The sequence below is a fragment of the Nonomuraea sp. KM90 genome (assembly GCF_052246675.1).
In the GTDB taxonomy this organism is placed as follows: Bacteria; Actinomycetota; Actinomycetes; order Streptosporangiales; family Streptosporangiaceae; genus Nonomuraea.
In genome coordinates this window covers 83966-110401 of record NZ_JBQQCB010000015.1, presented here as the reverse complement: position 1 = coordinate 110401, position 26436 = coordinate 83966, and the positions used below count along the sequence as shown (strand labels likewise).

Annotated in this window: 28 protein-coding genes; 13 read left to right on the top strand and 15 right to left on the bottom strand. The window is 71.9% G+C overall.

All coding sequences use genetic code 11. From position 1 onward, the window contains the following. Positions 1–43: 43 nt before the first annotated feature. Positions 44–964: a zinc-binding dehydrogenase gene (locus tag ACTWPW_RS18850; protein ID WP_375114822.1), complete on the bottom strand. Its 921-nt coding sequence runs from the start codon at positions 962–964 to the stop codon at positions 44–46. A gap of 97 nt (positions 965–1061) precedes the next feature. On the opposite strand from ACTWPW_RS18850, the gene ACTWPW_RS18845 reads away from it, so the two are divergent. Then, positions 1062–1613: a TetR/AcrR family transcriptional regulator gene (locus tag ACTWPW_RS18845; RefSeq protein ID WP_443169429.1), complete on the top strand. Its 552-nt coding sequence runs from the start codon at positions 1062–1064 to the stop codon at positions 1611–1613. Between the two features lie 91 nt (positions 1614–1704). Here the strand turns inward: ACTWPW_RS18845 and ACTWPW_RS18840 are convergent, their stop codons facing one another. Continuing rightward, positions 1705–2250, bottom strand: coding sequence for a type 1 glutamine amidotransferase domain-containing protein (locus tag ACTWPW_RS18840; RefSeq protein ID WP_375114824.1), 546 nt, complete (start codon positions 2248–2250; stop codon positions 1705–1707). Between the two features lie 118 nt (positions 2251–2368). On the opposite strand from ACTWPW_RS18840, the gene ACTWPW_RS18835 reads away from it, so the two are divergent. After that, entirely contained in the window at positions 2369–2632 is a 264-nt protein-coding gene (locus ACTWPW_RS18835; RefSeq protein WP_375114825.1) for a heavy-metal-associated domain-containing protein, read from the top strand. Positions 2633–2675: 43 nt separating this feature from the next. Here the strand turns inward: ACTWPW_RS18835 and ACTWPW_RS18830 are convergent, their stop codons facing one another. Beyond that, the gene (locus ACTWPW_RS18830; RefSeq protein WP_443169428.1) at positions 2676–3383 is read right to left on the bottom strand and encodes an SDR family NAD(P)-dependent oxidoreductase; all 708 of its coding nucleotides are present in this window, start codon (positions 3381–3383) and stop codon (positions 2676–2678) included. A 101-nt stretch (positions 3384–3484) separates the two neighbouring features. Here ACTWPW_RS18830 and ACTWPW_RS18825 point away from each other — a divergent pair, with 101 nt between their 5' ends. After that, on the top strand, positions 3485–4324 hold the full coding sequence (locus tag ACTWPW_RS18825; protein WP_375114827.1) for a helix-turn-helix transcriptional regulator: 840 nt from the start codon (positions 3485–3487) through the stop codon (positions 4322–4324). Here the strand turns inward: ACTWPW_RS18825 and ACTWPW_RS18820 are convergent. Next, the gene (locus ACTWPW_RS18820; protein WP_375114828.1) at positions 4321–4668 is read right to left on the bottom strand and encodes a ribosomal maturation YjgA family protein; all 348 of its coding nucleotides are present in this window, start codon (positions 4666–4668) and stop codon (positions 4321–4323) included. The genes ACTWPW_RS18825 and ACTWPW_RS18820 overlap by 4 nt on opposite strands. A gap of 147 nt (positions 4669–4815) precedes the next feature. On the opposite strand from ACTWPW_RS18820, the gene ACTWPW_RS18815 reads away from it, so the two are divergent. From ACTWPW_RS18815 to ACTWPW_RS18795, 5 genes are read left to right on the top strand one after another with little or no spacing between them, the layout of a single operon-like run. Continuing rightward, positions 4816–6630, top strand: a complete 1815-nt coding sequence (locus ACTWPW_RS18815) for an ABC transporter substrate-binding protein (RefSeq protein WP_443169427.1) — start codon at positions 4816–4818, stop codon at positions 6628–6630. Continuing rightward, a complete protein-coding gene (locus ACTWPW_RS18810; protein ID WP_375114830.1) occupies positions 6627–7679 on the top strand; it encodes an ABC transporter permease in 1053 nt (350 codons plus the stop codon). Before ACTWPW_RS18815 ends, ACTWPW_RS18810 begins: the two co-directional genes overlap by 4 nt. Next, positions 7676–8557, top strand: coding sequence for an ABC transporter permease (locus ACTWPW_RS18805; protein ID WP_375114831.1), 882 nt, complete (start codon positions 7676–7678; stop codon positions 8555–8557). Before ACTWPW_RS18810 ends, ACTWPW_RS18805 begins: the two co-directional genes overlap by 4 nt. After that, on the top strand, positions 8554–9531 hold the full coding sequence (locus tag ACTWPW_RS18800; protein WP_375114832.1) for an ABC transporter ATP-binding protein: 978 nt from the start codon (positions 8554–8556) through the stop codon (positions 9529–9531). Before ACTWPW_RS18805 ends, ACTWPW_RS18800 begins: the two co-directional genes overlap by 4 nt. Then, positions 9528–10532 carry an ABC transporter ATP-binding protein gene (locus tag ACTWPW_RS18795; protein WP_375114833.1) on the top strand — a complete coding sequence of 335 codons (1005 nt, stop codon included), beginning with the start codon at positions 9528–9530 and terminating at the stop codon, positions 10530–10532. Before ACTWPW_RS18800 ends, ACTWPW_RS18795 begins: the two co-directional genes overlap by 4 nt. Here ACTWPW_RS18795 and ACTWPW_RS18790 read toward each other — a convergent pair. Together ACTWPW_RS18790 and ACTWPW_RS18785 are read right to left on the bottom strand one after the other, a co-directional pair. Beyond that, positions 10529–11176 carry a response regulator transcription factor gene (locus tag ACTWPW_RS18790; RefSeq protein ID WP_364127466.1) on the bottom strand — a complete coding sequence of 216 codons (648 nt, stop codon included), beginning with the start codon at positions 11174–11176 and terminating at the stop codon, positions 10529–10531. The two genes, ACTWPW_RS18795 and ACTWPW_RS18790, sit on opposite strands and share 4 nt — an antisense overlap. After that, on the bottom strand, positions 11173–12291 hold the full coding sequence (locus ACTWPW_RS18785) for a sensor histidine kinase (RefSeq protein ID WP_375114835.1): 1119 nt from the start codon (positions 12289–12291) through the stop codon (positions 11173–11175). The genes ACTWPW_RS18790 and ACTWPW_RS18785 overlap by 4 nt, the downstream gene beginning before the upstream one ends. A 109-nt stretch (positions 12292–12400) precedes the next feature. Here ACTWPW_RS18785 and ACTWPW_RS18780 point away from each other — a divergent pair, with 109 nt between their 5' ends. Beyond that, positions 12401–13486, top strand: coding sequence for an alpha/beta hydrolase family protein (locus ACTWPW_RS18780; protein ID WP_443169426.1), 1086 nt, complete (start codon positions 12401–12403; stop codon positions 13484–13486). Here ACTWPW_RS18780 and ACTWPW_RS18775 read toward each other — a convergent pair. Both ACTWPW_RS18775 and ACTWPW_RS18770 read right to left on the bottom strand, forming a co-directional pair. Then, the gene (locus tag ACTWPW_RS18775) at positions 13447–14271 is read right to left on the bottom strand and encodes an NAD(P)H-binding protein (protein ID WP_443169425.1); all 825 of its coding nucleotides are present in this window, start codon (positions 14269–14271) and stop codon (positions 13447–13449) included. The two genes, ACTWPW_RS18780 and ACTWPW_RS18775, sit on opposite strands and share 40 nt — an antisense overlap. 62 nt (positions 14272–14333) lie before the next feature. Then, entirely contained in the window at positions 14334–15509 is a 1176-nt protein-coding gene (locus tag ACTWPW_RS18770; protein WP_443169424.1) for an FAD-dependent monooxygenase, read from the bottom strand. A 60-nt stretch (positions 15510–15569) separates the two neighbouring features. Between ACTWPW_RS18770 and ACTWPW_RS18765 the strand changes: the two genes are divergently transcribed. Then, on the top strand, positions 15570–16136 hold the full coding sequence (locus ACTWPW_RS18765; RefSeq protein ID WP_443169423.1) for a TetR/AcrR family transcriptional regulator: 567 nt from the start codon (positions 15570–15572) through the stop codon (positions 16134–16136). On the opposite strand, the gene ACTWPW_RS18760 is transcribed toward ACTWPW_RS18765, so the two are convergent. Then, positions 16133–16771 (bottom strand): maleylpyruvate isomerase N-terminal domain-containing protein, encoded by a 639-nt coding sequence (locus ACTWPW_RS18760; RefSeq protein WP_375114840.1) that lies wholly within the window; start codon positions 16769–16771, stop codon positions 16133–16135. The genes ACTWPW_RS18765 and ACTWPW_RS18760 overlap by 4 nt on opposite strands. 101 nt (positions 16772–16872) lie before the next feature. Next, positions 16873–17601: a nucleotidyltransferase domain-containing protein gene (locus tag ACTWPW_RS18755; protein ID WP_375114841.1), complete on the bottom strand. Its 729-nt coding sequence runs from the start codon at positions 17599–17601 to the stop codon at positions 16873–16875. 10 nt (positions 17602–17611) lie between these two features. Between ACTWPW_RS18755 and ACTWPW_RS18750 the strand changes: the two genes are divergently transcribed. After that, positions 17612–18427, top strand: coding sequence for an SDR family NAD(P)-dependent oxidoreductase (locus ACTWPW_RS18750; protein ID WP_443169422.1), 816 nt, complete (start codon positions 17612–17614; stop codon positions 18425–18427). Here ACTWPW_RS18750 and ACTWPW_RS18745 read toward each other — a convergent pair. Then, the gene (locus tag ACTWPW_RS18745; RefSeq protein WP_375114843.1) at positions 18414–19352 is read right to left on the bottom strand and encodes a ribose-phosphate diphosphokinase; all 939 of its coding nucleotides are present in this window, start codon (positions 19350–19352) and stop codon (positions 18414–18416) included. The two genes, ACTWPW_RS18750 and ACTWPW_RS18745, sit on opposite strands and share 14 nt — an antisense overlap. A gap of 33 nt (positions 19353–19385) precedes the next feature. Next, entirely contained in the window at positions 19386–20024 is a 639-nt protein-coding gene (locus ACTWPW_RS18740) for an HAD family hydrolase (RefSeq protein WP_375114844.1), read from the bottom strand. A 93-nt stretch (positions 20025–20117) separates the two neighbouring features. Between ACTWPW_RS18740 and ACTWPW_RS18735 the strand changes: the two genes are divergently transcribed. Beyond that, positions 20118–21917, top strand: a complete 1800-nt coding sequence (locus tag ACTWPW_RS18735; RefSeq protein ID WP_443169421.1) for an alkyl/aryl-sulfatase — start codon at positions 20118–20120, stop codon at positions 21915–21917. Positions 21918–21933: 16 nt separating this feature from the next. Here the strand turns inward: ACTWPW_RS18735 and ACTWPW_RS18730 are convergent, their stop codons facing one another. Beyond that, complete coding sequence (locus tag ACTWPW_RS18730) at positions 21934–22410, bottom strand: hypothetical protein (protein ID WP_443169420.1); 477 nt, start codon at positions 22408–22410, stop codon at positions 21934–21936. 25 nt (positions 22411–22435) lie between these two features. Next, positions 22436–23851, bottom strand: coding sequence for a purine-cytosine permease family protein (locus tag ACTWPW_RS18725; RefSeq protein WP_443169419.1), 1416 nt, complete (start codon positions 23849–23851; stop codon positions 22436–22438). Between the two features lie 88 nt (positions 23852–23939). Between ACTWPW_RS18725 and ACTWPW_RS18720 the strand changes: the two genes are divergently transcribed. Continuing rightward, positions 23940–25394, top strand: coding sequence for an MFS transporter (locus ACTWPW_RS18720; RefSeq protein WP_443169418.1), 1455 nt, complete (start codon positions 23940–23942; stop codon positions 25392–25394). Here ACTWPW_RS18720 and ACTWPW_RS18715 read toward each other — a convergent pair. Further along, a complete protein-coding gene (locus tag ACTWPW_RS18715; RefSeq protein ID WP_443169417.1) occupies positions 25348–26328 on the bottom strand; it encodes an NAD-dependent epimerase/dehydratase family protein in 981 nt (326 codons plus the stop codon). The genes ACTWPW_RS18720 and ACTWPW_RS18715 overlap by 47 nt on opposite strands. Positions 26329–26436: the final 108 nt, after the last annotated feature.

The window sequence follows — 26436 nt, the reverse complement described above, 5'->3', positions numbered from 1 at the left end:
TTTTGGTCTACGTCTAGACCATTTCGCGCCAGGGGACAAGGCGTTACACGAGGGTTTCGATCTCGTCAGCCCGGTGGTGGCCGACCGCCAGGGTGATCTTGCCGGTGGTCGCGGGGTCGAGCTGGGCCGCTCGGGCCTCCTCCAGGCGTTCCCAGGATCCGTGCCAGCCGACCTCTACGGACAGCTCGCCGGCGGCCATCAGGCCGAGGAGGTGGGCGAGGTCGGCGGCGGGGGCGGCGACGTCGCCGAAGGAGTGCAGGGACCTCGCCGTGCCGAGCGAGAAGGTGGAGTCCGGCGGGAAGACGGCCGCCTGCCCGGCCGCCCAGCCGATGCTCTGGAGGTTGCCGCCGGGCTTCAGCAGGCCCCACGCGGCCACCAGCGTAGGGCCGCCCACGAGCTCGATGACCGCGTCCACGGGGTCGATGCCGTCGAGGCCGGTCACCGGCTCCACGAGGCCCTCCCAGGCGGGGGCCGGGCGCCGGGTGGAGGCGATGACGTACGCGCCCGCCAGGGCGGCGAGCCGTACGGCCAGCCGTCCCACCGCGCCGGACGCGCCGGTCACCAGCACGCGGGAGCCCGGACCCACGCCGGCCGCCCGCAGCGCGCGCAGGGCCGTGATGCCGGCCATCGGCAGCGCGGCGGCCGCCACCATGCTCACCCCCGCGGGTACGACGGCCAGCGAGTCCGTCCCGAACGCCGCCCGCTCCGCCCACGCCCCCGCCCCGAACGCCGCCACCCTGGCGCCCGCCCCCGGGCCCGTGCCGTCCTCGGCGGGGCGGATCACGATCCCGGCGGCGTCGTAGCCGAGCACCGTGCCGGCCGGGAACCGGTCCATGTGGCGGAGCTCGCTGTGGTTGACGGCCACGTGGCGCACCTCCACCAGGGCCTGATCGGTGCCGGGCACGGGCTCGGGAACCTCCGCCAGGCGTCCCCTGGCTCCGGGGCCGGCCACCAATGCGCGCATGTCTCACTCCACCTTCCGAGCATGCGGACTGTCGGTCCGCTTCGATGGCGGGATACTATGAGGACCGGCGGTCCGCTTGCAACCGAGGAGGGTGTGCGTGAGATCGGATGCGACCCGCAACCGGGAGGCGATCCTGCGTGCGACGGAAGAGCTGCTGGCCTCCCGGGGCGCCGAGCACATCTCGCTCGACCGGGTGGCCGCGGCGGCGGGGGTCGGCAAGGGGACGCTCTTCCGGCGCTTCGGCAGCCGGACCGGGCTGTTCCAGGAGTTGCTCGCCGAGCGGGCCTCGGCGCTGGCGCAGGCCATCGAGTCGCCGGGGTCGGCGCTCGGGCCCGGCTCGCCGCCGGAGGAGCGGCTGCTCGCCTTCCTGGACGAGCTGGCCGAGCTGGCGCAGCGCAATCTGGCGCTCTTCTCGGCGCACGAGCGGGCGTGCGCCGAGGACAAGTACCGCGATCCCACCTATCTGCGGTGGCATGCGCACGTGACGGCGCTGATCGCCGAGGCCGGGCCGGGTCTGGACGCGGAGTTCGCCGCCCACGCCCTGCTCGGGTCGTTCGACGCGGACCTGGCCCGGCACGTGATGGCCGAGGGCGGGGTGGCACGGCTCAAGTCCTCGGTTCGGGGGCTGGCCCGCGCCATCCTCGCCTGAGCCCTCGTCCGGGCCTCGTCTGGGCCTCGTCCGGGCCTTCGCCCGAGCTCTGGCCTGAGCTCCGGGCTGAGCCCGGGCCCGAGCGCTCGGGTCAGCCGCCGAAGGCGTCGGTGGCGGCCTGGCAGAAGGCCTTCAGGTCGTCCGGCTTACGGCTGGTGACCAGCATGTTCGGCCCGTCCGTGCACACCACGACCTCCTTGTCCACCCAGGTCGCCCCGGCGTTGCGCAGGTCGGTCTGGAGGCTGGGCCAGGAGGTGAGGGTACGGCCGCGGACGACGTCCGCCTCGACCAGGGTCCAGGGCGCGTGGCAGATGGCGGCCACCGGCTTGCCCGAGTCGAAGAAGGCCCGGACGAACTGGACGGCCTCCGGCACCGTCCGCAGGAAGTCCGGATTGGCGACGCCCCCGGGCAGGACGAGGCCGTCGAACGAGGCGGCCTCCGCGTTGGCCACCGTCTCGTCGACGGCGAACTTGTCGGCCTTGTCCAGGTGGTTGAACCCCTGGATCCGGCCGGAGGCGGTGGAGACGAGCTTGGGCGTGCCGCCCGCCTGCTTGACCGCCTTCCAGGGTTCCGTGAGCTCCACCTGCTCGACCCCTTCAGGGGCGACCAGGAAAGCGATGGTCTTGCCGTCCAGCATGTGTACTCCCCTTTGGGCTGCGTGTTTCCACCCCTCTTTCCGAGGGTGGCTGAAGTATGCGTATTTACCCTGGGGGGGTATATAGTGCCGTCAAGGAGCCGAGAGCGAGGAGAGATCCATGACCGTCACGACGTACCAGGTTGAGGGCATGACCTGCGGTCACTGCGTCAGCGCGGTGACCGCTGAGGTGGGCAAGGTGGCCGGGGTGAGCGGCGTCGAGGTGGATCTGGCGGCGGGGGCGGTGACCGTGACGAGCGCGGCGCCGCTCGACGTCGCGTTGATCGACGCCGCCGTGGTGGAGGCCGGTTACGAGCTGGGGGGCAAGGTCGACCTGCTCCCGCAGGCCGGCGGATCGTGCTGCGGCACGGGCGGCTGCCACTGAGGTGAGCCCCTGGCCGGCCCGGGCGCGGGCCGGCCGTGCGGGGTCACCAGGGGAGCGGGCCCTCGGCGTCGAAATAGCCGCCGGTGGGGCCGTCGGGGCCGATCAGGGCCATCCGGACGATGATCTCGGCCCCCTCCTCGACCGACTGCGTGCCCGTGTTCCCGTTCAGGTCCGTCGCGGTGAAGCCGGGCTCGACCGCGTTGATCCGCAGCTCCGGGAACGCCTTGGCGTACTGCACGGTCAGCATGTTGACCGCGACCTTCGACGCCGGGTAGGCGACCCCCGGATACGCGTACGTCGGCGTGCCGGCGGCGGTGACCCGGGCCATGGAGCCCAGGCCGCTGCTGACGTTCACCACGACGGGCGCGGCGGAGCGCCGCAGCAGGGGCAGGAACGCGTGCGTGACGCGCACCACGCCGAAGACGTTCGTCTCGAACAGCGTCCGCATCCGGTCGGCGGTCAGCTCCGCGGCGCCGATCACGCCGCCGCTCTCCGTCCGGCCCTCGATGCCGGCGTTGTTGACCAGCACGTCGAGCCCGCCGTCCGCCTCGACGGCCTTGGCCGCGGCGGCCACGGAGGCGTCGTCGGTGACGTCGAGGAGGACCGCCCGCGCGCCCAGCCGCTCGGCGGCCAGGCGACCGCGTCCGGCGTCCCTGCTGCCCACGTAGACGGTGTGGCCCGCGGCGATGAGCCGGCGGGCGGTCTCGAAGCCCAGTCCCTTGTTCGCACCTGTGATGAGTGTCGTCGTCATGTGCCCAGCCTCCGGCCGACCGGCCTGACCAGCCACTCGTCCGGTTTTCCTGGGACCACGGGTACCAGGACGAACGCCGGTCGACGGGGCAGACTGGTGGCATGGCGGTGCGGGAGTTCGGGCAGGCGGTGCGTCGTTGGCGCGACCGGGTCGCGCCCGAGTCGGCCGGGCTGCCGGCGGGCGGGCACCGGCGCGCGGCCGGGCTGCGCCGCGAGGAGCTGGCGCTGCTGGCCGGGATCTCCGCCGACTATGTCACCCGCCTCGAACAGGGCCGGGCGGCCAACCCGTCGCCGCAGGTCGTCGAGGCTCTGGCGCGGGCGCTGCGGCTGTCGGGGGACGAGCGCGCCTACCTGTTCCGGGTGGCCGGGCTGGTGCCGCCGGGGCCGGAGACGGTGCCCGCGTACATCACCCCGAGCGTGCAGCGGCTGCTGGACCGGCTGTCCGGCACGCCTGTCGGGGTCTACGACGCGGCCTGGACGCTGCTCCTGGCCAACCCGATGTACGCGGCGCTGATGGGCGACCCGTCCGGGTGGCGCGGCAACGAGCGCAACGGCGTGTGGCGCAACTTCGCCGGCCTGGGCAGCCGGGTCCGGCACACGCCGGAGGAACGCCGCGCGTTCGAGGCCGGGCTGGTCGCCGACCTGCGCGACACCGCCGGCCGTTACCCGGCGGACCGGCAGCTGCGCCGCATGATCGCCCGGTTGCGGGCGGACAGCGCCCGGTTCGCCGAGCTGTGGGACGCGGGGGTCGTCGGCCGGCAGCAGGCCGCGCGCAAGGTCATAGATCATCCGCAGGTGGGGGCGCTGGCGCTGGACTGCGACGTGCTGAGCGTGGCCGGCAGCGATCTGCGCATCATGGTCTACACGGCCGAGCCCGGCACGCGGGACGCCGAACGGCTCGCGCTCCTCGCCGTCCTCGGCACGCAGACGCTCGTCGGCTAGCTCCGGCGCCTGAGCCACAGCAGGTGGGCGGCGCAGGAGGCGGCGGCACCCACGGCGTACCACAGCAGGTCCGGCGGGTTGAACGTGCTGCCCAGCAGCGGCCGCAGCACCTCCGGGATCTCCCCGAGCTGGGCGAACTCGATCACCCAGCTCAGCCCGGCCGACACCGCCGCGGCCACCCACGGCCGCACCCGGGGCGCGGCGAAGACCGCTACGGCGTAGATCATCGCCGTGTAGAGCGCGTCGCCCGCGTATTTGGGCACGGGGCCGTCCCACAGCGCCCGGATCCCGAGCCCGCACGCGACGATCGCGACGACGGTCAGGCCGGAGAGAGGACGGGGCACCAGGTCACAGTAGTGCCATGGGCACTGAAAATTTACACCGCTGAAGGAAACGAGAATGAAACAATTTTCCGCCACTCGTTGACACGCGGTCTCCGTATGGTGTGCCTTTCTCTACACAGGAATCCCCCGCCTGAAGGTGAGGCACTTATGAGGAAATGGTTCGCGCGCCTGGCTGTGCTGGGCGTCGCGCTATTAGTGGCCGGTCAGGGCACCACCGCGGCCCTTGCCCAGGACCCGGCGGCGGGGAAGAAGATCGTACGCGTCGGCGCGACACAGTCCATGGACTCGATGAACCCGTTCCTCGCGGTCCGGCTGGTCTCGACGTCGATCCACCGCTGGATGTACGGCTATCTCACGGTGCCCGACAGCAAGACGCTGCAGCCCAGCCCCGACCTGGCCGAGTCGTGGACCACGTCCGAGGACGGGCTCACGTGGACCTTCAAGATCCGCACGGCCAAGTGGTCCGACGGCCAGCCGGTCACGGCCGCGGACGCCGCCTGGACGTTCAACAAGATGATGACCGACGAGGCCGCCAAGACGGCGAACGGCCCGGCGGTGGAGAACTTCGAGAGCGTCACGGCCAACGGCCAGGACCTGGTCATCAAGCTCAAGGCTCCGCAGGCGTCCATGCTGGAGAACCCGGTCCCGATCATGCCCAAGCATGTCTGGGAGTCGGTCACCGACATGGCCAACTACGACGCCGAGAAGTACCCGAGCGTCAGCAGCGGGCCGTACATCGCGGTCGAGCACAAGAAGGACCAGTACGTCAAGCTGCAGGCCAACCCCAACTACTGGCGGGGCGCGCCGAAGATCAACGAGCTGCAGGTCATCTTCTACGACAACCCGCAGGCCGCGATCGCCGGGCTGAAGAACGGTGACATCGACCTGATCGGCCGGTTGAACCCGCCGGAGTTCGAGGCCATCCAGAACGACCCGAACATCGAGGCGTGGAACACCCAGGGCCGGCGCGCGTCGTACCTGCAGATCAACCACGGCGCCACCACCAGCGACGACAAGCCCCTCGGCGACGGTCACCCGGCGCTGAAGGACCCGAAGGTGCGCCAGGCGCTGCACTACGCCATCGACAAGCAGAAGCTGGTCGACGAGGTGCAGAACGGCCTGGCCAAGCCGGCCGACGGCTCGATCGTGCCGCCGATGTACAAGGACTTCTTCTGGGAGGCCACCGGCGACACCAAGGTCGCCTACGACGTCGCCAAGGCCAACCAGATCCTCGACGACGCCGGTTACAAGAAGGGCGCCGACGGCGTCCGTACGATGCCCGACGGCGACCGCAAGCTGGAGTTCCGCTTCAGCATCCACACCGACACGCCGATCGAGGACAAGCTCGCCGAATACCTGACCGGCTTCTTCAAGGAGGTCGGCATCACGCTGACCACCAAGAAGCTCGACTCCAGCAAGTTCAGCGAGGAGACCGGCGTCACCGGCCTGTTCGACATCGCGATCAGCGGCTGGTCGGTCAACCCCGACCCCGAAGAGGTCCTGGCCACGCACCTGTGCAGCCGCCGGCCGACCGCGACGGGCGAGGGCGGCGGCACCGAGTCCTTCTACTGCGACGACAAGTTCGAGCAGCTCTACAAGGACCAGCAGAAGGAGCTCGACCGGCCCAAGCGCGCCGAGATCATCAAGCAGATGCAGGAGCGGCTCTACACCGACGCTCCCGTCATCGCGATCTACTACACCAATGACCTCGAGGGCTACCGCAAGGACCGGATCACCAGCATCACCCCGATCCCCGAGGACAAGGGCCTCCTGTACGGCGGCAGCGGCTACTGGCCGTTCTACACCGTGGACGTCAAGGCCACGGCGGCGAGCGGCAGCGCCGGCGGCGACTCCAACACCGGCCTCATCTGGGGCGGCGTCGCCGGAGCCGTGGTGGTCATCGGACTGGCGGCCTTCCTCCTGACCAGGCGGCGCAAGAGCACCGCCGACGAACGCGAATGACAACTCCGCTGGAAACAGCAGGGCCCGCCGTCCAGGCGGCGGGCCCTGGTGACGACCGCCCCACCCGCCGCGGCACGCTGCAGTACGCGCTGTCGAAGGCGGGTGGGGCGTTGTTCAGCATCGCCATGGTGATCGTCGGCACGTTCTTCGTGTTCCGGCTGCTGCCCGGCGACCCCGTGCGCAACCTGGCCCAGGGGCGCAACATGACCCCGGCCCAGCTCGACCTGGAACGGCGGCGGCTGGGCCTGGACAAGCCGCTGATCGACCAGTTCCTCGACTTCGTCGGTGACACGCTCAGGCTCGACCTGGGCACCTCCTACGAGTACAAGCGGCCGGTGCTCGACCTGATCGGCGAGCGGCTCGGGCCGACCCTGCTGCTCGCCGGCACCGGCCTAGTCATCGCGGTCAGCCTGGGCATCTGGCAGGGCACGCGGGCCGGATGGCAGCACGGCAGCCGGTTCGACCGGTTCTCCACCGGCGCGTCGCTGCTGCTGTGGTCGGTGCCGACGTTCTGGCTCGGGCTGCTGCTGATGATGGTGCTCGGCGTCGGCATCGGGCCCATCCCCGGCATCTTCCCGTTCCGGGGCATCGAGAGCGTGGACGCGCCCGACGGGTTCGCGTACGTGCTGGACGTGGCCTCCCACATGGTCCTGCCGTGCCTGACGCTGGTGGCCGTGGTCTACGCGCAGTACCTGCTGGTCATGCGCTCCTCGCTGCTGGAGGAGGTCAGCCAGGACTACGTGACCGTGGCCAGGGCGAAGGGGCTGCGCGACGACGAGGTGCGCCGCCGCCACGCGGTGCCCAACGCCCTCCTGCCGACGGTGACGCTGGTGTTCATGCGCATCGGCTTCGTGGTCGGCGGCGCGGTCACGGTGGAGACGATCTACACCTGGCCCGGCCTCGGCCAGCTGTTCTACGAGGCGGTCAGGGTGCCGGACTTCACGCTCATGCAGGGCACGTTCATGCTGATCACCGTGGCGGTGATCGTCATGAACACGCTGGCCGACGTGGTCTACCACATGCTCGACCCGAGGGTGAGGTCCGCATGACGAGTGTCGCCACGGCCCGCAAGAAGCAGGCGCTGAGCCGCTTCTGGGCCGACTTCCGCGGTCACCGGGCCGGGATCGCCGGGCTGGTGGTCCTCGTCGTCGCGGTGCTGCTCGCGCTCGTCGCGCCCCTGTTCATCGACGAGAGCGTGACCAGCGTGATCGAGGGCACCGGGGAGCGCTGGGCGGCGCCCAGCCTCGGCGAGCCGTTCGGCACCGACGAGTCCGGCCGCTCGATCCTGCTGATGGTCTGGTGGGGCTCGCGCACGTCGCTGCTCATCGGTTTCCTCGCCGCCCTGCTCAGCATCGTGATCGGCACGGTCGTCGGCATCGCCGCCGGGCACTTCCGCGGCTGGTCCGGTGGGGTGCTCATGCGGGTCACCGACTGGTTCCTGGTGCTGCCGTCGCTGGTCACGGCCCTGGTGCTGGCGGCCATCCTGGGCGGGAGCACGTTCACCATCATCGTGGCCATCGGCATCACCACCTGGCCGTCCACCGCCCGCCTGATCAGGGCCCAGACCCTGGCCGTGGAGGCCAGACCCTACATCGAGCGCTCCAAGGCCCTGGGCGCCGGGCACTGGCACATCACCACCCGGCACGTGCTGCCGAACGTGGCGCCGCTGCTGCTGGCCAGCACCACCCTCGAGGTCGCCAGCGCGATCGTCACCGAATCCACGCTGGCCTTCCTCGGGGTCAGCTCGAACAAGACCTCGTGGGGCACCATGCTGCGCGGCTCGTACGACTGGGGCGCCGCCACACAGGGCGCCTGGTGGTACATCCTGATCCCCGGTCTGGCCATCCTCGTCGTCGTCATGGCGTTCACCCTGGTCGGCCGGGCCCTGGAGGCCGTGCTGAACCCCCGGCTCAGGAGGGGCGCATGAGCAGCTTGCTAGAGCTCGATGACGTGTCGGTGACGTACCGGATCGCCTCGGGCGAGGTGCCCGCCGTGCGCGGTGTGTCGCTGACGCTCGACTCCGGAGCGGCACTCGGAGTCGCCGGCGAGTCGGGATCCGGCAAATCGACGCTGGCCATGGCGCTCCTCCGGCTCCTGCCCAAGGACGCGCGCGTCGGCGGCCGGATCCTGCTCGACGGCGAGGACGTGCTCACCATGAACTGGGGCCGCATGCGGGCCGTACGGTGGGCCGAGGCGTCGATCGTCTTCCAGGGCGCCCAGCACGGCCTGAACCCCGTACGCAGGATCGGCGACCAGATCGCCGAGCCGCTGCTGGTGCACAACCTGGCCAGGCCCGACGCCGCCCGGAAGCGGGTGGCCGAGCTGCTCGACCAGGTCGGCCTGCCCGCGTGGCGGGCGCGCAGCTACCCGCACGAGCTGTCCGGCGGGCAGCGGCAGCGCGTGATGATCGCGATGGCGCTGGCCTGCTCGCCCCGGCTGATCATCGCCGACGAGCCGACCACCGCGCTCGACGTGATGGTGCAGGCGCAGGTCCTGACCCTGATCAAGGAGCTGGTGGCCGAGCACGGCATCTCGCTGATCATGATCTCGCACGACCTGTCGGTGCTGGCCGACGTGTGCGACCAGCTCGCCGTCATGTACGCCGGCCGCGTCGTCGAGCACGGCCCGTCCGGCGAGGTGTTCCACGACGCCCGCCACCCCTACAGCCGGGCCCTGGCGGCGGCGTTCCCGACGGTGGGCGACCCGGCCTCGCGGATGGCCCCCAAGGGCCTGGGCGGCGACCCGCCGGACCCGATGCAACTGCCCGGCGGCTGCGCGTTCCACCCGCGCTGCCCGGTCGCGCTGGACGAATGCGCGAGCCTGGACGTGGACCTGTGGCCCGCGGGAGCCGGACGTACGGCGGCCTGTGTGCACGTCAGGGCGAAGGAGGAGGCCTCATGACCGAGACGCGGACCACCGCCGAGGCGGTCGGGACGACCCGGGCGACCCTGCTGGAGGCCCGAGACCTGCACGTCGAGTTCTCCTCGCGGGGCCGCCGCGCCCGCGCCGTGGACGGCGTGAACCTGGCCATCGGCGAGGGCGAGATCGTGGCCCTGGTCGGCGAGTCGGGCTGCGGCAAGACCACGCTCGCCCGCACGCTGCTCGGCCTCGAACGCCCGACCTCCGGTGAGGTGCGTTACGGCGGCGCCGCGCTGAGCTACGGCTCCAAGGCGCTCAAGGCGTACCGGAGGCAGGTGCAGCTCGTCCTTCAGGACCCGACCGGCTCGCTCAACCCCCGGCACACGGTGTACGAGGCCGTCGCCGAGGGGCCGCGCATCCACGGCCTCCCGGACGAGCGGGACGTCGTGGCCACGGCCCTGTCCAGGGCGGGGCTGCGGCCGCCGGACCGGTTCTTCCTGCGTTACCCGCACGAGCTGTCGGGCGGCCAGCGGCAGCGCGTGGTGATCGCGGGCGCGCTGGCGCTGAACCCGAAGGTGCTGGTCGCCGACGAGCCGGTGGCCTCGCTGGACGCCTCCGTACGCGGCGAGATCCTGGCCCTGCTGCTCAAGCTGCGCGACGAGCTGGGCCTGTCGGCGCTGGTCGTCACGCACGACCTGGGCCTGGCCTGGAACATCGCCGACCGGGTGGCCGTGATGTACCTGGGCAGGATCGTCGAGTCGGGGCCGGTGGAGCAGGTGCTGACCGCGCCGCGGCACCCGTACACGCAGGCGCTGATGTCGGTGCTGCCCGAGTCGCCCGAGCGGGTGGTGCTGACCGGCGAGCCGCCGGACCCGACCAGGATCCCCGGCGGCTGCCGCTTCCACGCCCGCTGCCAGGTGCTGGCCTCCGGGAAGGCGGCCGAGGCCGGGGTGGACGGCCGGTGCCGCTCGGAGCCGCTGGACATCCTGCCCGCGGTGCCCGGGGCGCAGACCGCCTGCCACTACGCCGAGGTGACCTCCTAGCCGAGGTCGGCGTCGTGGACCAGGATGGCGGCCTGGACCCGGTTGGCCAGGCCGAGCTTGGCCAGGACCCGGCTGACGTGCGCCTTCACCGTGGCCTCCGTCAGGCGCAGCTCGCGGCCGATCTCGGCGTTGGACAGGCCGCGGGCCAGCGCCCTGATGACGTCCTCCTCCCTGCCGGTGAGCCCGGCGAGCTGCCGGCGGGCGGCCTCCGCGCGGGAGGGGGCGCGGTCGGCGTACGAGGCGATCAGGCGCTTGGTGACCGACGGGGAGAGCATGGCCTGGCCGGCGGCGACCGTGCGGACGGCGGCGGCCAGCTCTCTCGGCGGGGTGTCCTTGAGCAGGAAGCCGACCGCGCCCAGGCGCAGGGCCTCGTGCACGTACTCGTCGAGGTCGAACGTGGTCAGCATGATCAGCTTGGCCGGGTCGGGCTCGGCGAGCAGGCGGGCGGCGGCGATCAGGCCGTCCGTGCCCGGCATGCGTACGTCCATCAGCACCACCTCGGGCCGCAGCCGCCGCACGGCCGAGACGGCCTCGTCGCCGTCGCGGGCCTCCCCGGCGATCGCGATGTCGCCCGCGGCCTCCAGGATCAGCCGCAGCCCCGACCGGACGAGCTCCTCGTCGTCCACGAGCAGCACCCTGATCACGCCGGGATCCTGGCGCTGACGAGGAAGCCGCCGCCGTCCTCGGCGCTGGTCCGCAGCGTGCCGCCGAGCAGCTCGACCCGCTCCCGCAGCCCCACCAGCCCCCAGCCCGCGCCGGGCAGCTCCTCGCGCGGCGCTCCGGGCGCCTGGTTGCGCACCTCCACCTCCAGCTCCCCGCTCCCGTAGCGGATGCGCACGTCCGTGCCGGCGTCCCCGGCGTGCTTGTGCACGTTGGTGAGCGCCTCCTGCACCACTCTGTACGCGGTCCGCTCCACGGTCGCCTCCACCGGCCGCGGATCGCCCTCGTCGTGCCTGGTCACCGCGATGCCCAGGGCACGGGACTGGTCGAGCAGCCGGTCGAGGTCACCGAGCGTGGGCGGCGGCCGGTAGCCGGCGTCGAGCGTCCCGTGCGGGGGAGAGCGCAGCACGCCGAGCACGTCGCGCAGGTTGGCCAGCGCCTCCCGGCCGATCCCGCCGATCAGCGCGGCGGCCCGCGCGGCCTCCTCGTCGCCCGTGCGCACCTCCAGGGCCCCGGCATGCAGCACGATCAGCGAGACCCGGTGCGCCACGACGTCGTGCATCTCCCTGGCGATCCTGGCCCGCTCCTGCGCCCTGGCCTGCTCGGCCCGCATGACCTGCTCGCGTTCGAGGCGTTCGGCGCGCTCCTTGGCCGCCTCCAGCACCTCGCCCCTGGCCCGCGTCCACAGCCCCACCGCCAGCGGCAGCCCGATCATGCCCAGCGCCATGAACAGCGCGTTGCCCAGGCTCGCGGTCAGCAGTTCGTGCAGGCCGTTCTGCCACTCCCCGACCAGCGCGGAGATCCCGCACGCCACCAGGCAGCCGGCGATGTAGCCGACCAGGCCGCGGCGGCTGAGCGTGCGGCCCGCGTAGAAGGAGGCGACCAGCAGCGGCGCCCACATCACGAGCCAGGCGTACGTGATCGCGCCCACGACGGCCAGCGGCCACCAGGACCGCCGCACGTGCCAGGCGGCTACGCCCGCGACGGCGGCGATCGCGACCAGCACCGGGGCCGGCAGGCTCGACGGGACTCCGGCCTGCCCGTGCAGATTGAGCAGCGAGAGCGCGCACACGCCGGCGCCGAGCAGAACGAACCGCATGGTCACAGCGTATGGGGCGGGCCGGAAGGGGCTTTACGACGAAAGTAGTAGGAGCCCATCGACGATCGGGGCGGGCGCCCGGAGGGGTTGTGCCGCCAGCGTGGTCCCCATGCGTAGAACCGCGGCCGTCACGGCCATGTCGTTGATCATCGTGGGCACCGCCGCCACCCAGGCGCAGGCGGCGGAGCTCGCCCTGCCCGAGCCGACCGGGTCCGAGCCCGTGGGCACGACCAGCCTGCACCTGGTCGACAGGAGCCGCCCCGACCCGTGGAACCCCGAGGCGGACGAGCGCGAGCTCATGGTCACGCTCTGGTACCCGGCCAGGAAGGCCACCGGCGAGCCGGCGCCGTACGTGACCCCGCAGGAGTCGGAGGCGGTGCTCAAGGACCTCCCCGTCCCGAAGGACGCGCTCACCGAGGTCAGGACGCACGCCCGCCGGAACGCCCCGGCCGCCGGAGGCAGGAGGCCGCTGGTCGTCATGTCGCCCGGGTTCAGCTTCCCGCGCGCCACCCTGACCTCGCTGGCCGAGGACTTCGCCAGCCGGGGATACCTGGTGGCGGCCGTGGAGCACACGTACGAGTCGGTGGGCACCACGTTCCCCGACGGCCGCACCACCTCCTGCCTGGCCTGCGTGGCGGGCCAGGACAGCGCCAAGGTGGCCGCGAGCCGGGTGAAGGACGTCCGGTTCGTCCTGGACGAGCTGACCAGGGGCCGGTGGGGCCGGATGGTCGACCGGTCGCGGATCGCCATGGTGGGCCACTCGATCGGCGGGTACGCCGCCGCCCGGACCATGCTCGCCGACCCCCGGATCAAGGCCGGGGTCAACCTGGACGGCACCTTCGAGGTCGGCAGGCCGCTCAAGCGGCCGTTCATGCTGATCGGCACGGCCGCGTCGCACACGCCGGAGGGCAAGGACACCTCGTGGCGGGCGGCCTGGGCCGACTTGACCGGCTGGAAGCGCTGGATCACGGTGAAGGGGACCGACCACTCGGCCTTCGTCGACCACGCCGTGCTGCGCGAGCAGCTCGGCCTGCCCGCCCAGGAGCTCGGCGGCGCGCGGGCGCTGGAGATCACCCGCGCTCACCTGGCGAGCTTCCTCGACCTGCACCTGCGGGGCATGCGGACCCCGGTCGAGAGCTACCCGGAGGTCACCGATCATTCGCGGAAGGCGTCGGCGTTCTCCGAGGCCCACTGAGCGAAGCCGCGCGCGTCCCGGCCGGTCACCTCGCGCACGGTCGGGACGACGGTGTAGCCCACCTCCGGCGTGTTGCCGAGCGCGTTGACGAGGAACTCGATGGTCTGCTCGCCCATGCCGTCGGCGGCCCACTTGGCCCGCGCCTCGTCCACGGTCAGCTCCACGAACGCCACGTCCCTGCCGATCGAGGCACCCAGGATGGCCACCTTCTCCCTGAGCGTGATCGCCTCGGGGCCCGTCAGCGTGTACGTCCTGCCGCCGTGTCCGCCCTCGACCAGCACGGTCGCGGCCACGGCGGCGATGTCGCGCTCGTGCACCAGAGCGCTCAGCCGGTCGGCGTACGGCTCCTTGATGACGCCCTCGGTCCTGACCGTGCGGGCCCACCAGCGCAGCGTGTTGGACATGAACTCGACCGGGTGCAGCAGCGTCCACTCCAGGTTGGTCGCGGCCAGCGCCTGCTCCAGCGCGCCGTCCTCGCGCCCGCCGAGCACCGTGGCCCGCCGCACGCCCGCCTTGACGGCCAGCTCCACGAGCCGGGCGCCGTCCGGCAGGGGCGCGTAGTCGTCGCCCGCGAAGTTGATGAAGTGCACCCCGGTGACGCCCTCGAAGGCGGCGGCCACGGAGTCGGGCTCGGCGAGGTCTCCGGCGACGACCTCGACGCCTTCGGGCAGGCCGGCCTTGGCGGGGTTCCTGGTCAGGGCCCGCACCTGCTGCCCGGCCTGGAGCAGCTCCTCGACGACGAGGCGGCCGACGGTCCCGGTGGCACCGGTGACGAGGAAGATCATGACAAACCTCTGATTCTCTCGGAACGGAACGTTCTGCTCTCAGAGTATCAGAACGGAACGCTTTATTCCATGTAGTTCTTCAACGAGATGGCGTCGGCCGCGCGGGCGATGGGGCCGGTGATCCGCTCGACCATCCGGTCGCGGCCCGGCAGGTGCGGGAGCAGCCGCATCATCCTGAGCTGGAACCAGAGCGCCGCCCGCGACCCCATGACCATGCCCTTCACGTTGGCCGGGCCGAGCGCCTGGTTGGCCGCCACGAACGGCCGCAGCTCCCGCTCGTACCCGTCCGTCCCGCCGCCGGTGGCCAGCTCGCCCGCCAGCACGTACGCCCCCACGAGCGCGAGGCTCGTGCCCTGCCCCGAGGCCGGCGAGGCGCAGTAGCCGGCGTCGCCCACGAGTACGACGCGCCCCGTCGACCACCGGTCCATGTGGATCTGGGAGACCGAGTCGAAGTAGAAGTCCTTGGCGTCGCGCACGCCCTCCAGCAGCGCGGGCACCTGCCAGCCGACCCCGTCCATGGCCCGCGCCAGCAGCTCCTTCTGTCCGGCCACGTCGCGGTGGTCGTAGGCGAGCGGCGCCGACGACCACATGAACAGGGCCTTCGCGCCGGTGTCCTGCCGGGTGCTGTAGACGTTCGCGGTCCTGCCGACGGCCGCGTGCACGGCCTCCTCGCGGTCCAGGCCCAGCGTGTTGGGGACGGTGCAGATCGAAATGTAGTAGCCCAGGTCGCGGGCGAACCGGGACTCCTCGCCGAAGGCGATCCGCCTGGTGTTGGAGTGGGCGCCGTCGGCCCCGACGACCAGGTCGAACGTGCGGGGCGCCGAGCGCTCGAACGTCACCGTGCCGTCCTCGGCGATGCCGGTGACCGAGTCGTCGAAGACGTATTCGACGTCGTCGCGGGTCAGGTCGTACAGCAGCTCGTTGAGGTCGCCGCGCATGATCTCGACGTCGTCGCCGAGGCGCCCGCCGAACAGGTCGGCGTCCAGGGTCGCCACGGGGCGGCCCTTGGCGTCGTAGTGGGTGGCGACGCGCATGTCCGTGCTCCTGGCGCGGATCGCGTCCAGCAGGCCCATGCGCTCGACGACCTCCAGCGCCGCGCCGCGGATGTCCACCTTGTAGCCGCCCTCGCGGATCGAGGGGGCCCGCTCGACCACGGTCACGGTGTGGCCGTGCCGCCGCAGCCAGTACGCCGTCGCGGTGCCGGCGATGCTCGCGCCGGAGATGAGGATGTTTGTCATGCCGATGACAGTACATACGTCTCAGACGCTTGTCTAGGACGGATGTGTTAGCCTCTGGGCATGGGAAACAGGGAAGATCTGCTGGCGGGGGCGAAGCGGTGCCTGATCGAGAAGGGCTACTCGCGCACGACCGCGCGTGACATAGCCAACGCGTCCGGCGTGAGCCTGGCGGGCATCGGCTACCACTTCAGGTCGAAGGAAGCGCTGATGAACGAGGCGCTGTTCGAGGCGATGCGGGAGTGGGGAGACGAGCTGGGGGCGACCCTGTCGGCCGACGTCAAGCCGGAGGCCACGCCGCTGGAGCGGTTCGAGGCGGCGTGGGACCGGGTGGTGGAGTCGTTCGAGCGGCTGCGGCCGCTGTGGGTGACGCAGTTCGAGCTGCTCGGGCAGATCGACCACGTGCCCGAGGTGCGCGAGCAGCTCACCAACGCCATCAAGGAGGCGCGGGTGGGGCTCGCGGAGCTGTTCGAGGGGATCGCACCGGGCACCGATCCCGAGCGCGAGCGCCTCACCGGAACGGTCTACCAGGCCATGCTGACGGGATTCCTGTCACAGTGGCTGCTCGACCCGGACAGCGCGCTGTCGGGCCGTGAAGTGGTCACGGCCCTGCGCATGATCACTTCCTAGAAGGCGCTGATGGTGGCCGGCGCCCGCTCGGCCCGGCTCAGCGTGCGGATGACCGCCGTGGGCCCGTGGCGGTGCACGGCCAGCCGGGCCAGCAGCTCGACCACCGGGTCGATCACCGACGTGGGCAGCTCGGGGGTCTCCACCCCCACGCTGGCCGCCAGGTCGTCGGCGTGCACGACCAGCTCCACCAGCCGGGTGAGCAGGAAGTCGTCGAGCCGCAGCGACCAGCCCGACCACGGCAGGTGCACGACCCGGTCGGCGGGTTCGGCGGTCAGCGCCGCGCTCTGCAGCTCCAGCAGTGCCTGGGCCCGCTCGACCAGCACCGAGGGGCCCGCCGCCGCGGCCGCCTCACCGCCGCGCCGCACGCTCAGGTTGCTCTCGTGGTCGAGCCCGGCCTGCACCCATGGCGAGCGCGAATAGTGATCGAGGAGCGTGATCGGCTCCTGGGCGTCGCCGTTCGGCACGAGCACGTCGCCGACCCTGACGAGCTGGTGCGCCAGGTGTCCGGCCAGCCCCGCGACGCTGAACTCCATGAGCGCGCTCGGCTTGTCCCATGACGCCGCCACGGCCGGATCGCGCAGGAGCGACACCGCCGACGCCGCGGCCAACAGATAGGACTGCCTGCTCTCCCCCATTTGCCGCCCTTTCCCAGGTTCAGGTGGTGATTCGCGCTAAACACTATGTGCATCAACAACCGGGACGCGCATTGCCATCCTGTCTGGTGAGACCGTTCGTCTCAGGCCAGGGCCCGCCTGATCGCCGACCTGACGAACGCCCGTGCCAGCCGCCCCCTCCTGAACCGGCTCAGCACCGGGGCCGGCGTGCCGTACCGGCGGGCGCGGATGTCGGCCACGACCTGCTCGGGCGCGCCCAGGTCGGCCAGCACGTCGAGCGCCTCCCGCTTGTTGATCAGCCGGCCCTCCCGCAGCGTGACCGTGGCCCTGGCGACCGTCACCATGCCCAGGTCGACCCAGATGTCCTTCAGCCAGCGCCGCCGCTCCTGGGCCTTGACCAGCCAGTAGTCACGTAAATCCGCGCGGACGAACCGGGCCAGCTCCTCGTCCGACACCGGCGGCAGCAGCTCGGCCGGCGGCGGGCCGTACAGCACCCTGGCCCCCTCGTGCAGCTCGCGCCGGGTGACCGCCGTGACGGGCCGGCGGAAGATCTGCCCGAACGCCCACGTGATGTGCTCGGCCGAGAGATCCTCCAGCTCCTGCCTGGCCAGGTAGGAGCAGTGCAGCCGATCCGCCAGCGGCAGGCGGATCCGGCGGTGCACCGCCTTGATCCGCCGCCAGTGGTCCATCGTCGCGGGGGTGTCGAGCACCGCGACCAGGTCGAGATCGCTGCGTTCCTCCTGGTAGTCGCCGGCTGCCAGGGAGCCGTGCGCCCAGAGCGCCACCAGGGGAACGGCCGGTTGGACACCCTCCAGAAAATGCCTTAGCAGGCGTTCCGTCGCTGCGTGCATGATGGCAACTATGATCGATTCACGGCTGACAGGAAAGGTCGCTCTGATCACAGGCGCCAATCACGGCATCGGCGCCGCCGCCGCGACCGCGCTGGCCGCCGAGGGAGCCGCGGTCTTCCTGACCTACAAGCGGCTCGCGCCCCTGAACGAACCGGCCTATCCGGAGACCTACGACCGGGTGCGGGCGGGCAGCGCGGACGACGTGGTGCGGCGCATCCGGGAGGCGGGCGGCACCGCGCAGGCGGTCGAGGCCGACCTGGCCGACCCCGAGACCCCGAAGGCGCTGTTCGACCAGGCCGAGAAGGCGTTCGGCCCGGTGGAGATCCTGGTCAACAACGCCAGCGGCTGGCTCAGCGACACCTTCACGCCCAGCGAGCGAGACGGCTTCGGCCGCCCCCTGCGCATGGTGGACGCCGAGACGTACGACCGGCAGTTCGCGGTGGACGTGCGCGCGCCGGCGCTGCTGATCGCCGAGTTCGCCCGCCGGCACCTGGCCCGCGGCGCGAGCTGGGGCCGCATCATCGGGCTGACCTCCGGCGGCCCCGACGGCTTCCCGACCGAGGTCAGCTACGGCGCGGCGAAGGCGGCCCAGGAGAACTACACCATGTCGGCCGCGCACGAGCTCGGCCGCTACGGCATCACGGCCAACATGGTCTACCCGCCCGTCACCGACACCGGCTGGATCAACGAGGAGGTGGAGAAGGCGGTCGCCGGCAGCGGGGTGCTGCGGGAGATCGCCCAGCCCGAGGACGTGGCCGAGGTGATCACGTTCCTGGCCTCCCACCAGGGGCGCCGGGTGACGGGGCAGCTCCTCAGGATGTACTGAACAGGGCGCTCACCGACTCGCCGTCGTGGATCCGGCGCATGGCCTCGGCCAGGGCGGGCGCGATCGACAGCACGGTGAGCTTGTCGCAGGGCTTGGGCGGCGGCACGGTGTTGGTGCAGACGATCTCCTCGACCTCCGGCAGCGCGCTCAGCCGCTCGAGCGCCCCACTGGCGAACAGGCCGTGCGTGCACGCTATGCGTACGGACCGGACCCCCTGCTCGCGCAGCCGGTCGAGCAGCTCGATCACCGTGCTGCCCTTGGCGATCTCGTCGTCCAGGATGATCACGTCCTTGCCCGCCACCTCGCCGATCACCGAGCTGATCACGACGCGGTCGTCGCTGAACCGCTGCTTGGCGCCCATCGCGACCCCGGTGCCGAGCAGGCGGGCGAAGTGCGCGGCCTCCTTGGCGTTGCCGAGATCGGGGGAGACGACGACCGTGTTCGACAGGTCGTAGCCGCGGAAGTGCTCCGCCAGCTCGCGCAGCGCGTGCAGGTGGTCCACGGGCACGCTGAAGAAGCCGTGCACCTGCGGCGAGTGCAGCGTCATCGCCAGCACCCGGTTGGCGCCCGCGGTGACCATCAGGTCGGCCACCAGCCGCGCGCCGATCGAGATGCGCGGGGCGTCCTTCTTGTCGGAGCGCGCGAAGGCGTAGTGCGGCATCACGACCGTCGTCCTGGCCGCCGAGGCGCCGCGGGCGGCGTCGAGCATGAGCAGCAGCTCGACCAGGTGCTCCTGCACCGGCGGCACGAGCGGCTGGATGAGGAACACGTCGCGCTCGCGGCAGTTGGCCTGGAGCTGGACTTCGAGCACGTCGTTGGCGAAGCGGTTGATCTGGACGGGATGCAGGGGGGTGCCCAGGTGGGCACAGATCTCCTCGGCCAGCTCGGGATGGGCACTGCCGCTGAAAACCGTGATGTCTCGCACGATTCCGTAATCGTAGCCACCGGGGGTGACTCTTTACGAGAGCGACCCCGTGGTGAGCGCGTCGAGGTCCGGCAGCACCCGCCAGGCCAGGGCCAGCGCGTCGGGCGCGGGCGGGTAGCGGGGGTGCGGCACGGCGATCACGCGCATGCCGGCCGCGTACGCCGAGCGCAGCCCGTTGCTGGAGTCCTCGACCGCCACGCAGCCGCGCGGGTCGACCTCCATCCGCCGGGCCGCCTCCAGGTAGCCGTCGGGCGCCGGCTTGCCGCGCGGCACCTCCTCGGTGGAGACGGTCGCCGCGAAGCACTCCTCCAGCTCGGCCGCGTCCAGCACCACGTCGATCAGCCGGCGCGGGGAGGAGCTGGCCAGCCCCAGCGTGACCTCCGCCGACAGCCGCCGCACCGCCTCCACGGCCCCGGGCATCAGCGGCACCCCGTCGCGGTAACGCTCGGCCATCTGCTCCACGACCCCACGGGCGATCTGGTCGGGTGCCATCGCCACGCCGAGCTCGTGCAGGTATGAGGCCCACTCCCCGGTGCTCATGCCCATGAGCCTGGACTGGGTGTCGGGTTGCCAGGTGCCGCCATGGTCGGCGACGAACGCCCGGCGCACCTCCTCCCACACCGGCTCGGAGTCCACCAGCACACCGTCGAGGTCGAACACACAGGCTTCCATCCGGCAAGCCAATCACATCCTCTTGCCGGAGATTCATCCTATTAAGGAGCTCTATTGAGCTATTTGTCCGGTATGCGGGGCATGCGGCTAGGCATGGCAGACCTTCCATTTCACGACAGGGGCGACTTCGAGGACGCGGACCGCGGGTTCATCGCGAAGCTCAGCCCGGCAGTGATCAGAACGGCCGACGGCCAGGTCGTGTGGGACAACGACTCCTACGACTTCCTCCAGGGAGACTGCCCGCGGACGGCCCATCCGAGCCTCTGGCGGCAGAGCCAGCTCTGCACCCGGCAGGGCCTGTACGAGGTCACGGACGGCATCTACCAGGTGCGCGGGCTGGACCTGTCGAACATGACGCTGGCCGAGGGCGAGCGCGGCGTCGTGGTCATCGACCCGCTGATCTCCACCGAGTGCGCCGCCGCCGCGCTGAAGCTGTACCGGGCCCACCGCGGCGACCGCCCCGTCACCGGCGTCGTCTACACCCACGCGCACGCCGACCACTTCGGCGGCGTACGCGGGGTGACCGGCGGCGACGTGCCCATCCTGGCGCCCGCCGGGTTCATGGAGCACGCGGTGACCGAGAACGTCTTCGCCGGCCCGGCCATGATCCGCCGGGCCGTCTACATGTACGGCCCCGCCCTGCCCCGCTCCCCGGAGGGCCAGATCGGCGCCGGCCTGGGCATGACCGCCTCGACCGGCACCATGTCGCTCATCCCGCCCACGGTCGAGATCACGCGTACCGGTCAGGAGGAGACGGTCGACGGGGTGCGGATGATCTTCCAGCTCACGCCGGGCACCGAGGCCCCCGTGGAGATGAACTTCCTCTTCCCCGACCGCCGCGCCCTGTGCCTGGCCGAGAACGCCACCCACAACCTGCACAACGTCCTGCCCCTGCGCGGCGCCGCCGTCCGCGACGCCCGCGCCTGGGCGCGGTATCTGACCGAGGCCATCGCCCTGTTCGCCGACCGGGCCGAGGTGGCCTTCGCCTCGCACCACTGGCCCACCTGGGGCCGCGAGCGCATCGAGCGCTTCCTCTCCCAGCAGCGGGACATGTACACCTACCTGCACGACCAGACCCTGCGCCTGCTCAACAAGGGCCTGACCGGGACCGAGATCGCCGAGGCCGTGCACATGCCGCCCGAGCTGGAGCAGGCGTGGCACACGCACGGCTACTACGGCTCGGTCAGCCACAACGTCAAGGCCATCTACCAGCGCTACCTGGGCTGGTTCGACGGCAACCCGGCGAACCTGTGGCCGCACCCGCCGAGGGAGAGCGCGACCAGGTACGTCGAGTGCCTGGGCGGCGGCGCGGCCGTGGTGGCGTTCGCCAGGCGCTACATCGACGAGAACGACCTGCGCTTCGCCGTCCAGCTGCTCAACCACGCCGTCTTCGCCGACGAGGGCAACAAGGAGGCCCGCGACCTGCTGGCCGAGGTCTACACCAGGCTCGGCCACGGCGCCGAGAACGCCACCTGGCGCAACTTCTACCTCATGGGCGCCCACGAGCTGGCCGACGGCATCGTGTCCGCCACCGTCGAGACGCCCTCCTCCGACTTCTTCGCCGCCCTGACCGTGGAGCAGATCTTCGACTCGATCGCCATCCGCGTGGACGGGCCGCGGGCCTGGCACGAGCGCCTGTCCATCGACTGGCACCTGACCGACCTGGGGGAGCGCTACCGTACGACGCTGTCCAACGGCGCGTTCGTCCAGCAGGCGGAGCCGCGCGACGACAGCGCCGACCTGACGCTCCGGCTGACCAAGGCCCAGCTCGTCGGCCTGCTGTCGGGCAAGGGCGTGGAGGGGGTCGAGCGCGAGGGGGACACGACGGTGCTGCAGCGGCTGGTGGCCGTGCTGGACCGGCCGGTGCCGGACTTCGCCATCGTGACGGCCTGACCGGCACCGGCTGAGCTCACTCGTGGTGACGCTGCTCCATCTCGGCGCGCAGCGCCCTGCAGGCGAACGCGAGCAGCGTCACCACGGCCGCCGCGACGCCCGGCCCGACCAGCAGCGGCACGGTCAGCCCGCCCGCGTGCCAGGCCGCCGCCAGGATCGCCGCCGACGTCAGCACCGTCACGCCGAACATCGCACCCCACAGCGGCAGCAGCTGCAGGTACGCGAACAGCAGCGGGAACGCCAGCCACACGAACGGCGGCGCCGCCACGGCCAGCACCGCCCACCCGGCGCTCACCAGCCCCAGCCACACGCGCCCGGGGACGGGCCGGCCCTCGATCGCCGGGCTCGCGGCGTACAGGAGGGCGAGCAGCGTGCCGCCCACGGCCACGGCCATGCGGTTCTCGCGCACCGCGGTGACCACGGCGATCGCCAGCAGCCCGCAGGCGGTGACGTCCACCGTCCAGCGCAGCAGGCGCAACGGAAAGTCCATCATCAATCACCAAGAGTAGCCGCAGCTCTCAGGCGCGCGTCGCGGCCCGGGGTCGCGTGACGGCGGTGAGCACGAGGTACAGGACCCCGGCCAGCACGAGCGCGATGACCACGCCGATGTTCGCCGTCCCGAACGTGCCGCTCTTCAGCTCGTCGCTCATCAGGAAGCCGACGACCCTGGCGATGTTCTCGTCCAGCGAGGTGATGAGCCCGAGCCCCACGACCGACGCCACGACCAGCGACACCAGGCCGGCCCAGTTGAGCGCGGGCGCGCCGGGGCGCAGCAGCCGCTCGTCGTAGGCCCGGCCGCCCGCCCGCAGCCGCCACATGTCCACCAGGAAGATCGCGGCCCAGGCCGCCATCACCACGCCGATGATCGCCAGGAACGCCTGGAACGTGGCCAGGAAGCTGGTGGAGACGAACAGCAGGTAGTAGCCGCCGAGCACCATGAGCAGGCCGTCGATCAGCACCGCGTAGTGCCGCCTGATGGGCACGCCCAGCGCCAGCATGGACAGCCCGGAGGAGTAGATGTCCATGATGGCCCCGGCCAGGAAACCGCCGATGGCGGTCAGCAGGTAGGGCAGCAGGAACCACGTCGGCAGTGCCTCGGCCAGCGCCGCCACCGGGTTGGCGCCCGCCGCCTCGGCCAGCTTCGGGTCACCGCCGGCCAGCAGCACGCCGAACACGAGCAGCACCATCGGCGGCAGCGCGCCCCCGAGCGTCGTCCACAGGGCCACGGAGCGCGGGGACGAGCTCGCGGGCAGGTAGCGGGAGTAGTCGGCGCCGCAGTTGACCCAGCCCAGGCCCAGCAGGGTCATGGCGAAGACGACCCCGCCCACCCAGTCTCCGGGGCCGGCCGTGGTCTGCAGCGCGCCGCCGAGCCTCGGGGCCATGAGGACCATGTAGACGACGGTCAGCACGACGAACGCGTACGTCAGGTAGCGCTGGACCGCCATGATCATCGCGTGGCCGTACACGCCGACGGCGATCACCACCAGCGCGGCCACGACGAAGCACACGGCGGTGGCCGTGGTGGCGGGCAGGCCGGGCGCGAGCCGCTTGAGGATCTCCGCGCCGCCCTGCGCGGCGAGCGTGACGAGCACGATCTCCCAGCCGACGTTGGAGATGTAGGAGAAGGCGGCGGGCAGCTTGTTGCCCTGATAGCCGAACGGCGCCCGCCCCAGCGTCATCGTCGGCACGCCCGACCGGGCGCCGCCGATCGCCACCAGGCCCACGAGCAGGAACGACAGCGCGTAGCCCAGGGCGCCGGCGATGATCGCGGGCACCACGCCGAGCTTGAACCCGACGATGTAGACGCCGAAGGCCACGCCGAACAGCGACAGGTTGGAGCCGGCCCAGGGCCAGAACAGATCTCGCGGCCGGCCGCGCCGCTCGCCTTCCGGGACCGCGTTGATGCCGTTCTGCTCGACCGCCATCGTGCCCATGATCGGACGTTACCCGCCCGCGCGCCGTCCCGGCAAAGAAATCCTGGGTGGGCGATATTTCGCGATCTGTAGGGAATCAAGAGCGCAAATGATGGGGGCGTCCAAGTTCGACACGCGAAAGCGGGCGCTGGGTGTGTGCCTGGTGGCCGCGTTCATGACGGGGCTCGACGTGAGCATCGTCAACGTCGCGCTGCCGTCGATCCGCGAGGGGCTGCGCGCCACGGAGGACGGCCTGCAGTGGACGCTGTCCGGGTACGCGCTCACGTTCGGCCTCCTGCTGGTCCCGGCCGGGCGGCTGGGCGACGCCAGGAGCCGCCGCACGCTCTTCATGTGGGGCGTGGTGCTCTTCACCGTCTCCAGCGCCGCGTGCGGCCTGGCCTGGAACATGCAGGTGCTGATCATGTCCCGGCTGATCCAGGGCATGGCGGCCGGCATGCTGAACCCGCAGGTCTCCGGGCTGATCCAGCAGATGTTCCAGGGGTACGAGCGCGGCCGGGCCTTCGGCGCGCTCGGCGCCACCATCGGCGTCTCCACCGCCGCGGGGCCGCTGATCGGCGGCACGCTGGTGACCGCGTTCGGGGCCGACCACGGCTGGCGGTGGGTGTTCCTGGTCAACGTGCCCATCGGGATGGTGCTGCTGCCGCTGGCCTGGCGGGTGCTGCCCCGGCCGCAGCTCGTGCACCGGCGGCACCAGAGCATGGACCCGGTGGGCGTGCTGCTGCTCGGGGTCGGCGTGGCGGCGCTGCTGCTGCCGTTCATCCAGCGGCACCAGTGGGAGGGGGCGGCCAAGTGGCTGCTCATCCCCGCCGCACTGGTGGTGCTGGGCGGGTTCGTGACGTGGGAGCGGCTCTACCGGCGCGAGCCGCTGGTGGACCTGAGCCTCTTCCGCAAGCGGTCGTACGCCATGGGCTCGGCCATCGCGCTGTTCTACTTCTCCGGCTTCACCGGCATCTTCTTCATCTTCACGCTGTTCCTGCAGAGCGGTCACGGCTACACCCCCCTGCAGGCGGGGCTGTCGATCACCCCGTTCGCGCTCGGCTCGGCCTCGGCCGCCATGCTCGGGGGCCACCTGGTGTCGCGGATGGGGCGGCGGCTGGTCGCCATCGGGTTGTCGATGGTGATCGCCGGGCTGCTCGCCACGATGGGCGCCACCGCGCTGGTGCCCGGGCAGGGGGTGGGGCTGGCGACCGCGCTGCCGCTGCTGCTCGCGGGCATGGGCAGCGGCCTGGTCATCTCGCCCAACCAGGCCATCACCCTGTCGGAGGTGCCGCCGGCCGGCGGTGGGAGCGCGGCCGGGGTGCTGCAGACGGGGCAGCGGCTGGGCTCGGCCGTCGGCATCGCGGCGGCGGGCTCGACGTTCTTCGGGGCGCTGGGGGACGGCTGGACGACGGCGTTCCGGCACGGGCTGGTCGTGGTGGTGCTGTCGGTCTCCGTCGCCCTGGTGGCGGCCCTCTACGACCTCGTACGCAGCCGCCGCACGTCACTCCGGTCCGGGCTCACCCCGCCAGGAGCTTCGCCTCCAGGGCCGGATCCAGGCCCTTGAGCGGCCGGTCCGGCCGCATGGGCGCCTTCCCGCCGATGCTCCGCAGCCAGGCCCATGTGTCGGCCACCGTCTCCGTCACCGGGCGCACCCGCAGCCCCGCCGCCACCGCCCTGGCCACGTCACCGCCGTGCATGAAGTCGTAGTCGTCGCCCACCAGCCAGATCGGCAGCCCGGTCCACGGCTGCACCCCGGCCGCCAGCAGCCGCTCCGCCTCGATCCAGCGCAGCTCGGCGGCGGACCCGGTCACCGTCACGCAGGCTTCGAGCAGCTCCCGCATCGTGGTGAACCCCGGCGGGCTCACCACGTTGAACGCCCCGCCGGTGCCCCGCGCGGCCGCCTCCAGGCACCACACGGCCAGGTCGCGGGCGTCGATGAGCTGCAGCCCGAGATCGCCGGGAGCGGGGGCGAGCACCGGCCCGCCGCGTGCGATCCGGCTCAGCCACCAGGGCAGCCGCCCGACGTTCTCGTAGGGCCCGAGGATCAGCCCCGCCCGGGCCAGCAGCGCCCGGTCCCCGAACGCGGCCACCGCCCCCAGCTCGGCCCCCGCCTTGTTCCTGGCGTAGTCGCCGTCCCCGTCGTCGGCCGAGGCCGACACCACGGGCGCGCTCTCGTCGGCCCCGAACGGCACCGGATCGGCGTAGACCGACCGGCTCGACACGTAGACGTAGTGGCCCGCCCGGCCGGCCAGCAGCGCGGCCGTGTCCCTGACCGCCGAGGGCGCCCACGACCAGGTGTCCACCACGACGTCCCACTCGCCGCGCGCCAGGGCCGCCAGCCCGCCGGGCGCCGACCGGTCGCCGCGCAACGCGGTCACCCCCGGGACCGGCTCGTGGGTGCCCCGGTTGAACGTCGTCACCTCCCACCCCAGCGCCAGCGCCTCCTCGACGAACGCCCGACCCACGAACTCCGTGCCGCCCAACACCAGAACCCTCATGGCACCCCACCCTGGCCGCCGGATCCCCCGCGCGGAAGGCGTGCACGCCCTCAGCGGAATCGCCTTCAGCGAAAGCTGCCCCTCAGCGAAAGAGGCCCTTCAGCGAAA